9 protein-coding genes are annotated in these 17,082 nt (G+C 38.7%); 2 read left to right on the top strand and 7 right to left on the bottom strand.

What is annotated here, in order from left to right:
• Nucleotides 1-77: 77 nt before the first annotated feature.
• Nucleotides 78-1,745 carry a lysine--tRNA ligase gene (locus ME5_RS02260; protein ID WP_008038029.1) on the top strand — a complete coding sequence of 556 codons (1,668 nt, stop codon included), beginning with the start codon at nucleotides 78-80 and terminating at the stop codon, nucleotides 1,743-1,745.
• Nucleotides 1,746-1,895: 150 nt separating this feature from the next.
• Nucleotides 1,896-3,470: a peptide chain release factor 3 gene (locus tag ME5_RS02255; protein ID WP_008038028.1), complete on the top strand. Its 1,575-nt coding sequence runs from the start codon at nucleotides 1,896-1,898 to the stop codon at nucleotides 3,468-3,470.
• 191 nt (nucleotides 3,471-3,661) lie between these two features.
• Here ME5_RS02255 and trxA read toward each other — a convergent pair whose 3' ends face one another.
• From trxA to ahcY, 7 genes are all read right to left on the bottom strand, one after another.
• Nucleotides 3,662-3,985, bottom strand: coding sequence for a thioredoxin (gene trxA / locus ME5_RS02250; RefSeq protein ID WP_008038027.1), 324 nt, complete (start codon nucleotides 3,983-3,985; stop codon nucleotides 3,662-3,664).
• 108 nt (nucleotides 3,986-4,093) lie between these two features.
• A complete protein-coding gene (addA, locus tag ME5_RS02245; RefSeq protein WP_008038026.1) occupies nucleotides 4,094-7,564 on the bottom strand; it encodes a double-strand break repair helicase AddA in 3,471 nt (1,156 codons plus the stop codon).
• Nucleotides 7,561-10,647: a double-strand break repair protein AddB gene (addB, locus tag ME5_RS02240; RefSeq protein ID WP_008038025.1), complete on the bottom strand. Its 3,087-nt coding sequence runs from the start codon at nucleotides 10,645-10,647 to the stop codon at nucleotides 7,561-7,563. The genes addA and addB overlap by 4 nt, the downstream gene beginning before the upstream one ends.
• Nucleotide 10,648: 1 nt before the next feature.
• The gene (locus ME5_RS02235; protein WP_008038024.1) at nucleotides 10,649-11,374 is read right to left on the bottom strand and encodes a nucleotidyltransferase family protein; all 726 of its coding nucleotides are present in this window, start codon (nucleotides 11,372-11,374) and stop codon (nucleotides 10,649-10,651) included.
• Nucleotides 11,367-12,905 carry a bifunctional tRNA (adenosine(37)-N6)-threonylcarbamoyltransferase complex ATPase subunit type 1 TsaE/phosphotransferase gene (locus tag ME5_RS02230; protein WP_008038023.1) on the bottom strand — a complete coding sequence of 513 codons (1,539 nt, stop codon included), beginning with the start codon at nucleotides 12,903-12,905 and terminating at the stop codon, nucleotides 11,367-11,369. The genes ME5_RS02235 and ME5_RS02230 overlap by 8 nt, the downstream gene beginning before the upstream one ends.
• A 14-nt stretch (nucleotides 12,906-12,919) precedes the next feature.
• Nucleotides 12,920-15,253: a PAS domain-containing sensor histidine kinase gene (locus ME5_RS02225; RefSeq protein ID WP_008038022.1), complete on the bottom strand. Its 2,334-nt coding sequence runs from the start codon at nucleotides 15,251-15,253 to the stop codon at nucleotides 12,920-12,922.
• 254 nt (nucleotides 15,254-15,507) lie between these two features.
• Nucleotides 15,508-16,905: an adenosylhomocysteinase gene (gene ahcY, locus ME5_RS02220; protein WP_008038021.1), complete on the bottom strand. Its 1,398-nt coding sequence runs from the start codon at nucleotides 16,903-16,905 to the stop codon at nucleotides 15,508-15,510.
• Nucleotides 16,906-17,082: the final 177 nt, after the last annotated feature.

The raw sequence follows: 17,082 nt of genomic DNA, 5'->3' as shown, positions 1-17,082 counted from the left end.
TTGCCCGCCATGATTGACGGATTACAATAACACCCATACAGCATGAGAATATACAGTCAAGTTTAGGATCTTAGCGCATGACAAAAGACAGTTTTTACGCCCATAACCTTACACCAGAATTCATTGCCGCAGCAACTGAATCAAAAGCCTGGCCATTTGAAGAGGCACGAAAAATTGTAAAACGTTATGAAAAAACACAAATGCCACACGTTGTGCTATTTGAAACAGGGTATGGGCCTTCAGGCTTGCCTCACATTGGAACATTCGGTGAAGTAGCGCGTACAACTATGGTGCGCCATGCCTTTCATGTGCTCACCAATAATAAGGTCAAAACAAAATTATTATGCTTTTCTGATGATATGGATGGTTTACGTAAAGTTCCTGAAAATGTACCTCATCGCGCTATGATGGAAACCTATCTTGATCAACCACTCTCACGCGTGCCTGATCCTTTTTCAGATAACTATCCCTCATTTGGAGCGGCTAATAATGCACGACTACGTGCATTTTTAGATCAGTTTGGCTTTGACTATGAATTTGCCAGTGCGACAGAATATTACACCTCTGGTCGTTTTGATCAAACCTTAATAAAAATGCTTGCTGTTTACGATAAAATCATGGCCATTATTCTTCCTACACTTGGTGAAGAACGACGCGCCACCTATTCTCCCTTTTTACCGATTTCTCCTGTTTCTGGCAAAGTGCTCCAAGTTCCTATGATTGCGCATAATACTGAAAAAGGCACTGTCACTTATGTTGAGCCTGAAAGCGGTGATACGATCGAAACATCTGTGACAGGTGGTAACGTTAAATGTCAATGGAAAGCAGATTGGGCCATGCGGTGGGCAGCTCTTGGTGTTGACTATGAAATGGCTGGAAAAGACTTAATCGATTCTGTTACTTTGTCTTCTAAAATCTGCCGTGCATTGGGAGCAACTCCGCCAGAGGGATTTAACTATGAATTGTTTCTTGATGAAAAAGGGCAAAAAATTTCTAAATCCAAAGGCAATGGGCTTACAATTGATGAATGGTTAAAATATGCGCCCACAAATAGTCTTGGCTTATATATGTATCAAAAACCAAAAACAGCCAAACGACTTTATTTTGATGTAATCCCTAAAGCTGTTGATGAATATTACAGCTATCTTTCTGCCTATAAACGCCAAGAGACGAAAGATCGTTTGAACAATCCTGTTTGGCATATGCATAATGGCAATCCACCAAGTGAAGAATTAGCTGTACCTTTTGCAATGTTGCTCAATCTTGTAAGTGCTTCAAATGCTGAAAATTCTGAGGTTTTATGGGGGTTTATTTCTCGTTATAGCAAAGAAGCCAATGCACATAGTCATCCTGAACTGGATGATCTTGTTCATTTTGCTATTCGCTACTTTAATGATTTTGTAAAACCCACGAAAAAATTCAAAAAACCAGATGATATTGAGCGTCAAACTTTAACAGAAATCGATAAAAATTTTTCGCAATTACCAAAGAATGCCACAGGTAATGACATTCAAAATACACTGCTTGATGTAGCCCGTGTCACAGAACGGTATCAAGACCATAATAAAAAAAGCCCTGAAGGAGGACCGGGCGTATCTGTGTCTTTCTTTCAAATGCTTTATGAAGTGCTTATCGGACAAGAACGTGGACCGCGCTTTGGTTCTTTTGTTGCTCTTTATGGGATAGATGAAACACGTCAACTTATTCAAGACGCCTTGGAAGGTAAGCTTGAAAATTCACAATAACAAAATGCTATTTTAAACTTATGTGGTGCTGTTTTTACAATCGAACTACATTTCAATTTATTGCTATTGACGTCACCTTGTTTATGGCACACACAAAAATCATGCTTTGCCTTTAAAAAAGGCAAAAATAAAAGACGATAGGAGAGACATATGAGCGAGGCAGAAGAAGTTGCGCGCCGACGGACATTTGCTATTATTGCGCACCCTGATGCTGGTAAGACCACGCTCACCGAGAAGCTGCTCCTTTTTGGAGGTGCTATTCAACTTGCAGGCGAAGTAAAAGCCAAAAAAGACAAAATTCAAACGCGATCTGATTGGATGAATATTGAACGCGACCGTGGCATTTCTGTTGTTACTTCTGTGATGACATTTGAATATAATGATCATATTTTTAATCTTTTAGACACACCTGGACATGAAGATTTTGCTGATGATACCTATCGTACTTTAACAGCGGTTGATAGCGCGGTGATGGTTCTTGACGGCGCGCGTGGTATTGAGCCTAGAACATTAAAACTCTTTGAAGTTTGCCGCATGCGCGATATTCCCATTGTAACTTTTGTCAATAAAATGGATCGGGAAACACGCGATCCCCTTGAAATTTTGGATGAAATTGAAGACAAGCTTGCCCTTGATACAGCGCCAATAACATGGCCAATTGGCTCGGGTAGAAATTTTGCTGGTAGCTTTAATTTACACCATAATACGATACGGCAAAAAGATTCAGAAGTCACAGCAAAACCCGTTAAAGGCCCAGAAGAAGCAGCTCTATTATTACCCGAAAATGACAGAGATGCATTTGTTGAAGGTGTTGAACTTGCCCGTGATGCATGCAAAAATTTTGATAAGAAAACGTTTCAGGAAGGACATATGACCCCTGTTTATTTTGGTTCTGCTTTGCGAAACTATGGAGTGCGTGATTTAATTGATGCTTTAGTGGATTTTGGTCCAAGCCCCCGTGACCAAATTGCCGATAGCCGCACAGTGAAAGCAACGGAACCGAAAATGACAGGGTTTGTATTTAAAATTCAAGCCAATATGGATCCCAATCATCGCGATCGTATTGCTTTTTTACGTGTATGTTCTGGAACACTTTCACGGGGTATGAAAGCAAAATTAGTACGTACGGGAAAACCCATGAGTCTTTCTGCTCCTCAATTTTTCTTTGCACGCTCCCGACAAATCGCAGATGAGGCTTATGGTGGCGATGTTGTCGGAATCCCCAACCATGGGACGTTACGTATCGGTGATACGTTAACGGAAGGCGAAGACATTGTTTTCAAAGGTGTGCCCAATTTCGCGCCTGAAATATTGCGACGCGTGCGTTTAGGTGACCCGATGAAAGCCAAAAAACTTAAAGATGCATTGCAGCAAATGGCTGAAGAAGGCGTGGTTCAACTCTTTACTCCTGAAGACGGTTCGCCAGCAATTATTGGTGTGATTGGTGCACTGCAAATAGATGTTTTAACAGAAAGATTAAAAGTCGAATATTCATTACCTGTCGCTTTTGAGCCAGCAAGATTTTCAGTCTGCCGTTGGATTTCTGCAGATAATAAAGCTGATTTAGAGGCATTTTGTACAAGTCATCGTAGTGCCATTGCCGATGATCTTGATGGCGACCCTGTTTTTTTAGCTGAACACGGTTTTTCTCTTAATTATGAAGTAGAACGCGCACCCAAAATAAAATTTGCAACAATCAAAGATTATCAAATTAAAGCAGGATAAAGATTAAAATATATGAGTATTATCATATATTTTTTTAATCAAACGATGATGACTTATCATCATAGTCATCATAAATGAATGATAAAATATAACTTTAAATTTATGCATTCATGATGAAAAGACATATTATAATTTCATAAAAAAGCGGTGGTTGAAACAACCACCGCTTTTATTTATTATGCACTCAAATCTTAATCAACTGAAGATTTAATCCAATCTGATAAACGACTTTTGGGTACAGCACCGACCATATTCGATGCCACTTCACCATTTTTAAATAGCAACAAAGTCGGAATTGAACGCACACCAAATTGAGTCGCCAATTCTGGATTTTCATCAATATTCACTTTAGCAATTTTCACTTTACCCGCAAGTTCAGATGAAATCTCATCCAAGGAAGGGGCAATCATTTTACAAGGTCCGCACCATTCAGCCCAAAAATCTACAACGACGGGTTCGTCTGAATGGAGCACATCGCTTTCAAAATTATTTTTATCAACTTTTACAGTGCTCATTGATCTATCCTTTATGATTCTCATTTTATATAAAAATGGCGTTCGGATGTGCCCACGTCAAGGGGTAGGTTTTACACTGCGTTAATTTAAAGAAATCATAAGGGTTAATTATTCAATAGAAGCGATAATTTTTGAGGTATTCAATTTGAATATTTTCGGACCATTTGTATAAATCAGCAATGATTGTACCGTTTTATGTGGATCAATTGCGTTTAACAATTTTTGATAAAGAGCCATTTGTCGAATATAAGCAGGTGCAATAGCCTCATCATTTTCAGGCACATGACCTGTCTTAAAGTCTGCTATGGTAATACGTTCTCCTTCATCAATGAGCCGATCAATCTTTCCTGATACAGAATATTCTTTACCTTTAATCTTAACAACGCCCATAAGAGAGACTTCTGCGCGAGAAAATGAAGAAAACAATCCTTGCAAATTAGGATCTCTTATCACAGCAAAAACATCGTTGATCATATTTTGCTTTTGTTGTTCACTCCAAGTATCGGCAACTTTATTGACATAATTTTGTGCAATAGTTTTACGCATATTTTCATCACATTGTGGCAAATATTGCAAAAGACTATGCATGATATTTCCACGTTCAATCGCAAAAGACGTACGATTATGCTTAACATCAAGAATAGGTGACATCATCATAATAGTTTCATCACCTGCTGCAGCATCATCAATCTCAAGCAAAGCTTTAGATGGTGTTAATGGTTTAGGAAGTATGATTTGCGGAGCTAAACGCGTTTTAAAATAATCCGGCAAGACAGGAAATTGACGATCATCACCTTTGTCACTTATTAACTTTTTTTGAATTATAGGCTTTCCTTCAACACAAAAACGCCAAGCCTCAACACCCTCTAGCGGATGAGCAATTTTTGTAGAATGCGGCACCAAGGCTTTTGCTACAAGTTCATGCCAAGTATTGATATTTTTTTGCTTACTATGATAACCACAAACGATTAAGCGATCTTCTGCACGTGTCATACCAACATAAAGCAAGCGCCGATATTCTTCTTGGGCTTTTTCGTTTAAGCCTTCTATAAAAGCTTTGCCCTTTAGCGTTTTATATTTTTCATTCGGTTGCCATAAAAACATCGGACAATTTTTATCAATCATCTTTAATAATTTAGGTTCATGCTGAGTGTTCCAAATGCGTGCATTGGAATCAACAAGAAAAACAACGGCCGCTTCTAATCCTTTTGCTGCATGAACAGTCATGATGCGAACCTCTTCACGATTCTGATCAAGCTCGCGTTTAATTTCAGGTTCCATAGCCTCTAGTATTTCTAAAAAAGCTTGAAGACCGGGCAAACCTTTTTTTTGGATTTCCAAAGCATAATCCATAAACGCATCCAATATCTCGCTTGCTTCGGAACCTAAACGAGCCAAAATTTTCTTACGCCCTTCATCTTTGTTAAGAACATAACTAAAGAATTCAAAAACGGGCATTTTATCCGCCAATTGCCGATACGTCATAAAGCTTTGATAGACATCATTAAAATGCATATGATCTGAGGCGTGTTTTTTTAAACTTTGCCATAAAGATGCTTCCCGCCCCTGCGAAAGAAGATAAAGATCATTTTCGTTCAAACCAAAAAGAGGACTTTTTAAAACAGCGGCGAGAGAAAGGTCATCTTTAGGTTGCAAAACAAAACGCCCCAGCGCCATTAAATCACGCACCGCAATATGATGAGTTAATTGCAAACGATCAGCACCTGCCACAGGAATGGCGCGATTTTTAAGCGCACGGGAAAGAGCCGGCACAAACTGATCACGCTTTCGCACTAAAATCATAATATCGCTTGCTTTCATCAAACGACCTTTGCCTGAAAGCACCTCACCTTTATGCAGCCAAGATTTAATCCGATTAGCAATTTCTTCGGCAAGTTTTACGGCAGGCGCATGCAGCTGATCAACAGGTTTACGCCAATCTTCAGGTTCTTGAACCTCATCAGGTGTAAACATATCCCATATTTCTACTTCACCATTGTCATTTAAACGAATGGCATCATGAACAGTTTTTATATTTTCAACGGACAAACCTTTATAATTTTCAGGATTTTCAAAAACCTTATCAACACTTTTAAGAACATCTTGCGTTGAACGAAAGGAATAATTGAGCTTTAACTTTTCGAAAGGGTGCTTAATACTGGCAGCAGCTTTTTCGACTAAACGACCATTATAATCAAAATCTTGCGGAACAGCGCCTTGAAATGAATAAATGGATTGTTTTTCATCACCAACGGCAAAGAGTGTACGATCACAATCGCGTTGTCCTTTGCCCACAAAAAATTCTTGTGCCAAAAGCTGAATAATTTTCCATTGTGATGGGCTCGTATCTTGCGCTTCATCAACCAAAATATGATCGATCCCTTGATCAAGCTTATAATGCACCCATTGCCCTGCCCCTTCACGCTCTAATAAAATAAGCGTTCGTTCAATAAGATCATTAAAATCAAGAAGTCCCTCTGCTTTTTTTAATTGATCATAAATATTAAGCAATTGAGCGCAAAGTCTAAAGGCTGCGACATTTAATGGCACAAGTTGTAAAGATTGTATTTTTCTCAAATGCTGTGATACGGCATCTTGGCGTTTCAAAATATCATCTTGTAGAGAAGGATTTATTTCGCATAATTTTTTTGAAGTTAATCTTTTAATTGAACGCGCATTATCTTTTGTAAAATAAGCCTGACGAACCGCAGCAACAAACGCTTCATCTGTTTTTGCTTTTTCAATCAAACTTATATGTTTCATAAATTCTCCCGTAGAAGAATTTCCATATAAATTATACTGTTCAATCACATCCTTTTCTAAGATCGCATCAAGACGTAATTGCTGATAAATTTCATCTATTTGGTCATTGTCTTCAATAGAAAGAACATCTTTCAGCCGATTTTCTAGAAGAGTGAAACCTTCATCTTGATCTAAAATAGTAAGAAAAGACTTTAAGTCTTGACGATTGGCAATGGCTTCAGAAAAAAGTGTATTAAGCCCTGTTTCTCCAACAGTTTTCAAAACAAGCATAAAAGCCTCATACAAATCATGATCTTTTTTTAGATATGCTTTTTCAATAACTGTGCGGCGCGCTTGGTTAAAGAGGTCTTTGCTTTTTAAGTCATCAATAAGCTCAAAATGGCCAGCAATATTGGCCTCTAATGGAAATTGATGCAAAAGACTTTCACAAAAAGCATGAATGGTCTGTATTTTTAAACCACCCGGTGTTTCAAGAGCTCGTGCAAATAAACGACGCGCTTCAACCAATCGTTTGGCATTAGGAATTTTACCTTCTAAGCTTTGTAATTCTTTTTTTAAATCGCTGTCATTTAACGCGGTCCAACCTGACAAAGTGTTAAAAATACGCTTTTGCATGACCGCTGCGGCAGCTTTCGTATATGTCAAACATAAAATACGCTGCGGTTCAGTGCCTTCTAATAAAAGGCGAATAACACGTTCTGTTAAAACATGAGTTTTACCAGATCCTGCATTTGCTGAAACCCAAACACTGCTTTGAGGATTTGCGGCTTGAGTTTGGGGCAAACGCGCAGCTTTTGGTATTAAAAAAGCGCTCATTCCTCACCCCCATTATCATTTTCAGCAGACCATTCTAAAACACGTGCCAAATGATCATAATCCCCTTTATAATTCGTAAGAGCTGGCATAGCGCGGGAAAGATAGCCTTGTTTGTCATTATTATAATAATGCATAAGCTTATCAAGTTCGGTCCACGCTTTTTCAGAAAGTGAAAAAACCGTATGATCCGATTTTGCACATAAGCGATCCTCTTTTACTTCACCCTGATGAGTTAATCGTACATAAATCAGTTCAACAAGATTTAAATCTTTACATCCTTCAAAACGATTTCTTAAAAACAACGCGGCTTCCAAAGCCAATTGCGGTGCCATCAGTGTTCTTGCTTGTGTAAGAGAAGGATTGCTACCTGTTTTAAAGTCCAAAATTTCAGCATTTTTTGTTGAAAAAATATCAATTCGGTCAGCACGCCCTGAAAGGGTAACACCAGACTTTCCAATTTCAAGAGGGCGTGCGGAAATTTCAACCAATGACTGCGCATCAGCGCGCGATTTTTCCCAATCCAACAATGCAGGAACCAATATTTCAAAACGTGGCCACCAAACCGCTTCAACATCAAGAGGCAACTGCGCACGATCGAATTCAGCACGAGCAAGATTTAAAAAAAAATGATGGGCGTCTGGTGCTTTGGGATCAATTTTTTGCTCTATGAAAGCAGCAACAATAGCATGATAAAGTGTGCCGCGTTCTGCCGCGGAAGGATCATGAATGAGAGGATCCAAAGGTTTTAATCTCAAAATCTTTTTTGCATAAATTGCATAAGGATCACGACGCAAAGTTTCAATTTCTGTGACTGAAAAATGTTTTGGTCTTACTGACAACGGAGGAGCAGGACAAGGTTGAGTAACAAAAGCCACATCCTTAGTATCGTCAAGCTCACGCGCCCAATGAACAAAAATTGCTCCTTGATGGCGCATTTGTTCTGATATTTCTGGTCCAAGTACTGTTTGCAAACGTTGCAGCCAGCGTGAAGGAACAGACGGTGCATTACCAGCACGTACTGAACGACTCAAAATAATTTTATCCATGCCCATTGCCATTTGAAAATCATGAGCTGCAAGCCCAATACGCCTCTCAGGCGGATCAAGCGTTATCATCATTTTCATTGTGCGCGACATAAATGGATCATTTTTGGTTGCTTGTGGCCAAGAACCTTCATTCATTCCACCAAGAACGACCGTATCGACCGTTTGAAGACGTGATTCCAAAGCACCCCAAATAAAAAGTCGCGGATGCCCCCCAACTGGAGGACTCACCGAACGCGATGCGATCAAAGCTTCAAAAATATTTGGCCACTCAGAAATATCAAAAGTTAAGCCAGAATGATCTTCTATAAGATTACGAAAAAAAGCGATTATCGCTTTTCCAGCCTCTCCTTGATAAAGTACCGAAAGAGAATTATTTTCATCGCGACCAAAAGCTTCAAATACTTCTACCGTTGCAATGGCAGCCATTGAGACAGATATAGGCTCCGTTTTCTGCATAAGCGTAATCAGCGGTTTAATAGATTGAGCAATGCGCATTGTCAGATCACGCGCATTTTCAATCATTGTTTTGTCTATGCCATCACTAAGATGATTATTTTCTGTTAACTGCAGAAGCCTTGCTTCAAAAAAAGTCTCACATGTGGCAAGATTAACTCTTCCAGTCCCCCCACGAAGAGCAAAAAGTTCAAATTCTTCTGCTTTTGCCCTTAAAAGAGAGCGCTCTAAGCCCAAACATGTCAAAGGATGTTTTAAAAGCGATAAATATGCAACAGGATCACTTTCTTCAAACATACCATTTAGAATCAGACGAATAAGTGTTGCTGGTAATGTTTCAGATAATGGCACGCCTCCTGAATCATTGGCCTGAATACCAAAACGTGCCAATTCCGATACAACCCGACGCGCTAAAGTACGATCTCCCGTAATAAAAGCCGCCGTTTTTTTAGGCGTTTCAATAGCTTGACGCAAAGCAACGGCAATAGCAAGAGCTTCTTCCCTCTCATTTGCTGCTTCAATTAAGCTAATATCATGAGAAATGTCTTGAAAATTTTCACGTTGAAGATCAATCCAATGATCTGTTGTATCGGCAGATCTTAAAGATTCTGAAACAATGAATGCGCGCTTTTTTTTACGATCTGAAACATGGCCAATTTCTTTTATATCTGAGCGGACAACATTTAAACGATCAAGTAATTTTTTAAAATTATATTGGGGATGGGTAAAAAGAGCCGCATCTTTTTGAAGACCATCTAAAGAACGCCATTGCGCTTCATCCATCATATGATCAAGACCCGGTAAAACCACCGCGCCATTATTTAAACGACTGACAACATGTAAAAAATCAGCAATTGCAGGAATGGATCCATTGGAGCCTGCAACAAGAATTGGACGTTCAGGATTATCCTGCAAAAATTTTTCTGTTTGCCGCGCAATAAGTTTATTGCGCCATATAGCAGGATTTTCCAAATGATTTTCTTGTAAAATTTGTGGCCATGTCTTAGTGACAAGATTTAAAAATTCTAAAGTGATTTGCCACCATTCAGCAACCATGTCAGGGTGTATTTCATGAAGCTTCGACCAATCGGCGGCTTCTGTTTCAACTTCATCCATCAAACGAGCTAAATCTTGTGCAAGCCAAATAGCATCAGCAGTGTTACTTGGTACCAAAACATCTTCACTACCAAACATTGCACGAATATGATAAGGCAAATTTTCACGCCAAGGACGAATAAGACGCGCTAATATTAAGATACGATCACTATCACCTATTTTTGGATTAAACATGAAATGATCTTCACCGCTTAACTCAAAAAAATCAATGTCATCTTCCCTATCACCAAAAGACAAAATTGTTGGCAAAAAACTGGAATGCTGCATGTTGTTTTCAACAAAGGCAGACCGCAAGGCACGAGCAGCACGTCGCGTGGGAACATAAATGATGCTATCGATTAAGCGCGTTTGTGACTTATCATTTTGTGCAAAATCTTCAATCAATTTGCCTGATAAAAGTGCCTCGACAAATGTTGGCAAAAAAGGCACACTGGCCGGTATTGAGAAAATATTTGGTTTATCCCTCACGTTATTTTTCTCGCTTTTGCAACAAATATTCTACAGGAGCAATCATATCCATACGGCCGACTGTATACCAATATCCATCAAGTGGAAAACCAAAAAGACGCTTATTTGCAATCGCTTCATCAAAATAAAGATTTAAAGAATGAGGCATCATTGACCTATTATGAAAAAACTTCGGATGGACAAGCAATACACCACCATAAATAACAGCCTCACTGATATTTGAAGGCGCACGCGTCAATTGTCGATCTGATGCCATTAAAAAATCGCCCCGCTCTATTGAGGCTGATTGATCTCGACGAACTGTTAATAATAACATATCCATAATTTCTGGATTAAAATATGCTTCCATTTTCCTTAAAACAGAATCATCATGATCAATCCAAAACGTATCAGCGTTAAGAATAAAAAACGGCTCATTGCCTAAAAGAGGGAGGGCCTTAATCACCCCACCACCAGAATCCAAAAGCTGTGAACATTCATCAGATATAAGAATATGCGGTTTGTGACGCATTTTGAGATGATCTTCTATCTGCTGGCCTAAATGGTGAATATTGACAACCGCATTTTCAATGCCAGCTCTTTCCAATTGATCAAGTGCGCGATCAAGAAGTGTGCGTCCATAAATTTTGATAAGTGGTTTGGGAATTTTTAATGTCAAAGGGCGCATGCGCGTTCCCATTCCCGCTGCCAATACCATAGCAGAATGAATATGGTGTTTTTTATCCATCAATCAATCCTGTAACACGATAAAATTCACGCAAATTATAAAGTTCTGGATGAGATAAATTTCGTTTTAGATAATCTTGGCAATGCGGCAGCAATTTGAGATATTGCGGCTTATGGTCACGATCATTTAATCGTATAAACAAACCTAATATTTTAGAAGAACGTTGCGCACCTGCAATTGCATAAATTTTATGAAATGCATCTTCATCGAAAAATCTTGGCAATTTTTTACGTTCTGTACAATAAGCCGCAACAACTTTTTTTTCAAATTCTGGCGAAAGAGCCACACGCGCATCTTGTGCTAATGAAACGACATCATAGGCAGTTGCTCCTATTTGACCATCTTGAAAATCAAGAAGTCCAAGACGATTCAATTTGTTTTCACCTTCACGCCATAAAATATTAGGCGAATGAAAATCACGCATGACAAAGGTCTGCTCCGCCTTTTCAAAGAAATCAAAAAAAGGTGACCATTGCGCAAAAAATTCTACCCTTTGCTCATCATAAAAACGCTGATGCATCTTAAAAGGCACATACCAGTCGAGCAATAACGACACTTCAACTTGTAAAACAGTGCGGTCATAAGAAGGAATTTGAAAAGAAAAATCACTAAAACTGACGGCGTTTGGCCAATCTTTTTGATGAAAATGTGCCAAAAGCTCGGCGCTTGCAATATAACGATCAAGAAGGGGTTGACAATTTGTATCAAGAATACCTTCACGCCCGAGATCATTCATAATAAGCAAACCGTTTTCACCATCATATGCGTGAATAGTTGGCGCAACAAATCCATGATTTAAAATAAGACGATCAATACCAATAAATTGATATATTGTCTCAGACAAATGTGCTTTTTTGGCATAATTTTCTCCCGTTTGTACTGGCGATATTTCTGGCATTTCCATCTGCGGCGCATCCATAAGCACTTCGGTATGAGGCGTACTGCTATGATCATCACAAACAGTATCATCATTATGATCCGCAATGAGGATTTCATAAAAACGTGCTGAAGCATCACCTGTAAAAAAACGTCTCGAATAATATCGTCTTCCATTCTTTTCTAAAAAATTACGGATATCCAATGAATGTTGCAGTCTTTTTGCGGCGCTATCATGTGCTTCAATTTCAATTTGACGCCCTTTTTTTTCGTGTGAAAACGTGACAGAAAAGTCTATATCTTTCAAGGCACCCTCTGCTTTTTGTGGCCACTCAACCAACAAAATGCCATCTTGACGAGCCTCTTCAAATCCCAGCTCATCAATTTCTTCAGGATAAAAAATGCGATACAGATCCGCATGTGTGATATGAAAGCGCTCAAGCGCATAATTTTGTACCAAGGTGAAAGTAGGACTTGGCACATCAAGCATCATATCATTAGCAAGTGTGCGAATAATGGCACGGGCAAATGTTGATTTTCCTGCACCAAGATCACCCTCCAGCGTGATCAAATCGCCTTTTCTTAAAGCAAGAGAAAAATCTTGCGCAAAAAAATGGGTTGCTTTCTCATTTTCAAGAAAAAAACTAAACTGCATGATATTTCTTTCTTTTACTCAGTTTTTTCAACCAATGGAAAAGAACAGACTACGGTTGTTCCTCTTTCTTGGCCTGTTTTTATAACAACTTCACCGCCGTGCAATTCAACGAAACTTTTGACAATTGAAAGACCAAGACCTGCACCTGCTCTTGAACCGTTATGAGCATGCGAAGAAAAACGCTGAAACACTGTTTCTATAATATGTTCTGGAATCCCACAGCCTTCGTCATGGACTTCAAAAATAAGCTTATTTTCTTGGTATTTCGATTGAAAATCAATACGTGTTCCATCAGGTGCAAAATTAACAGCATTATTTAATATATTGATGAAAATTTGACGTAATCGGCCCGGATCAGCAAGCATTTTTGTGACTTTTGTATTTTGTGTGACAACAATTTGAACGGGGCGACCACCAAGTCTTTCGTTTGCTCGTTCCACGGCATAAGCCATTACCTCATCAATATTAACGTCCTTAAGATCAAGCTGCATAATGCCTGCATCCAAAGTTGCAAGATCCAAAATATCATCAACAATATTGGAAAGTGCGCTCGATTCTGAACCAATATGCTTCAGATAGTCGAGTTGACGATCATTCAGCGCACCAAAGATCTGAGAACTCAAAATATCGGAAAAACCCATAATATTGGTTAAAGGCGTTCGTAATTCATAAGAAACATGTTGAACAAATTTGTTGCGTAATCTGTCGGCGCTTTCTAAAGCTTCATTTTTTTCTTCCAAAGCTCGAGTTATATTAACGCTATCTGTCACATTAACAAATGTCAGCATGGTTTGTGCATTAGGTAAAGGCACAAGCGCATAATCAAAAACAGCACCAGAAACCAAATCGATACGTCCTGATAAGGTTTCGCGCACTTCTGCAAATCCGGTGATTAATGTCGTAAATTTGTCCCAAATATCACCATGAACAAATGGGGCACATTGCGCTTGGATTTTTGAAATATGTGTGCCTTCAACTATAAATTCATGTGACAAAGACCAAAGCTTTGCAAGAGCAGGATTAGAAAGACGCACCCGACCATCTGATCCAAAAACACCAACCCCTTCTGACAAATGATCAAGTGTTTCCCCTTGCATTTTTATCAAATCATTATAACGTCTTTCAAGATCAATTTTTTCTGTTAAATTTTCAAAAAGCCACGTCACGCCACCTTGCGGATGAGGACTTGCAAGAACTCTTACTGTACGCCCATCGGGTAAATTCCAAATATGTTGGTGAGAGTCAACTGAGTGATAGGCTGAAAATAAATCATCTTTCCATTCGCGCCAAGCGCGCGGCTCGGCTATAATTCCATCTGTGCGCAAACGATCCAACAATAAGGTATGACTTGGCTCACTTTCCAAAAAAGCTGTATCCAAAGGCCATAATATGGCAAAGGCGTGATTAAAAAAAATTAATTTTTGATCCGCACTAAAAATAGCGACCGCTGTTGAAATTTGATCTAATGTTTCGGAATATCCGCGTTTCATATATTTTATTTCATCGCTCAGATTTTCCGTTACACTCATATCATGGGCAAAGGTTGCAATGATCTCATCATCCCTAATTTCACTAACTTGAAAACTACGTCTTTCTCCCTTAATAATTGCAGTACCTAATCCTTTATATAACGGACCACCTTCTGTAATTTTTTGACGTGTTGTTTCATTAAAAAATGCGACATTTTTCATCATGTCCTCATCATGATCATAAGCATCACGATAGGCATTATTTGCAAATAAAAGAGACCCTTTTTTATCTTTTATCCAAACTGGTTCATCAAGCGCATTAAACAAAGCGATTTGTGCATGATATATCTGTCGCATTGCACGATCTGCACATTCGAGTTGTGTGTGGTTTTCTTCAAAATGCGACACATTTGTAAAATGCGCGACGGCCGCAGAACCAACAATTAAGCCATGGACATGTATGCGTGTACCAAGCTTGCTTTCTACATAAAGTGTAAAAGTCTTTCCATCTTCCCGCAAAGCCAATAGCGCATCTTCAAGAAGGTGGGCATCATTATCTTCAACCCATTGCTCAAAGCGAAATATTTCATCAATTGGTTCTTTTATTTGATCATTCTTACAAAAAAGAAATTGACCAATAATAAGCGGAGGCGAAAGAGGCGTATCCCAGACAATGCTACTTTGTCCTGTATAAGTGAAAAGTTTTTGATAATCATCAAAAGAAGAATCTGTGTTTTGCGTTTGTTGATAATGGTTTTTTGTAAAAAGTTTATTTGATATTTTACTTAGAATTTTTTCTGCAATAAGTAAAAAAATAAAAATGAGTAAACCGCTAAAAACAGTTAAGGCAAGCCAAAAATTTCCTGCCATTCCTGTCATTCTTGATCTGTCTCCAAAACCGTCACACCAACTCAAACATAGACAAATGAATTTATAAAATCAAACACCCATATCCATAATCAAATTTTATGTCACACAAGGTTTTTAATTCAATCCACTATGTGTCTATTATCATTTCATTTGTTAACAAGACCATAAAACTCTCATCGTTTGCATTATAACTGCTAAGATATAATTTTAAACATGAAAAGCTCATCAAATATTGATGAGCCTTTAAAAAATCTTAAGATCAATTAATAACGATAATGTTCTGGTTTGTAAGGTCCTTGTGGCGTCACACCAATATAATCGGCTTGTTCTTTTGACAATTCACTAAGTTTCACTCCAAGGCGATCCAAATGCAAACGGGCTACTTTTTCATCCAAATGCTTGGGCAGCACATAAACTTCATTTTTATAATTTTCACCTTTTGTGTAAAGTTCAATTTGACCAAGAGTTTGATTGGTAAATGAAGCAGACATAACAAAAGATGGATGACCCGTTGCATTACCAAGATTGAGCAGACGTCCTTCCGAAAGTAAAATCATACGTTTCCCATCAGGAAAGGTAATCATATCCACTTGTGGTTTAATATTTGTCCATTTCAGATTTTTAAGAGCTGCCACCTGAATTTCATTATCAAAATGACCAATATTGCCAATAATGCACATATCTTTGACTTCACGCATATGTTCAATGCGTACAATATCTTTATTGCCTGTCGTTGTGATAATGATATCGGCCGTAGGTGCCGCATCTTCCAAAGTCACAACTTCATAGCCATCCATTGCAGCTTGCAACGCACAAATAGGATCAATCTCTGTCACCTTAACACGTGCACCCGCACCTGAAAGTGACGCAGCAGAACCTTTGCCTACATCACCATAACCACAAACAACCGCTGTTTTGCCAGCCATCATCACATCAGTGCCACGGCGTATGCCATCAACAAGCGATTCCTTACAGCCATATTTATTATCAAATTTCGATTTTGTGACACTATCATTCACATTTATGGCTGGAAACGGCAAAAGTCCTTTTTTCTGTAATTGATAAAGGCGATTAACGCCGGTTGTCGTTTCTTCTGTTACACCTTTAATTGCATCACGTTGACGCGTAAAAAATCCCGGTGTTTGTGCCATACGTTTTTTAATTTGAGCAAATAAAACTTCTTCTTCTTCCGATTCTGGGTGTGATAGAACATCTTCACCATTTTCAGCACGTGCCCCCAAAAGAATATACGCTGTCGCATCTCCGCCATCATCTAAAATCATATTAGAGGGCTCTCCATCAGGCCATTGAAAAATAGCATCTGTATAGCTCCAATATTCCTCTAAAGTTTCTCCTTTAATCGCAAAAACTGGTGTTCCGGTCGCTGCAATTGCAGCCGCCGCATGATCTTGTGTTGAGAAAATATTACAAGATGCCCATCGCACTTCTGCACCAATTGCTTTAAGCGTTTCAATCAATACCGCCGTTTGAATAGTCATATGAAGCGAACCCGAAATACGGGCACCACGCAATGGTTGCGATGTACCAAATTCTTCACGACACGCCATCAATCCTGGCATTTCTGTTTCAGCGATATCAAGTTCTTTACGTCCAAACTCAGCAAGATTGATATCTTTAATCACATAATCATTGGCGGCCATTATACGCTCCTTTATCCTTCAGTTTTTTACATTTAACAGAAGTCATAAAACAACGCAATAAACATATAAAGATAACTTTATGTCAAATGCTTTAAATAGATTATCCTATTTTCATTTTGCTTTTACTGGACTTTTAGAGACAAAGCATATATCACACGCCGCATCAGTTTAGGAAAA

It is taken from the genome of Bartonella tamiae Th239, from assembly GCF_000278275.1.
Taxonomy (GTDB): domain Bacteria; phylum Pseudomonadota; class Alphaproteobacteria; order Rhizobiales; family Rhizobiaceae; genus Bartonella; species Bartonella tamiae.
Note: the sequence above shows the minus strand (reverse complement) of the source record. Positions and strands in the feature narration are given on the sequence as shown.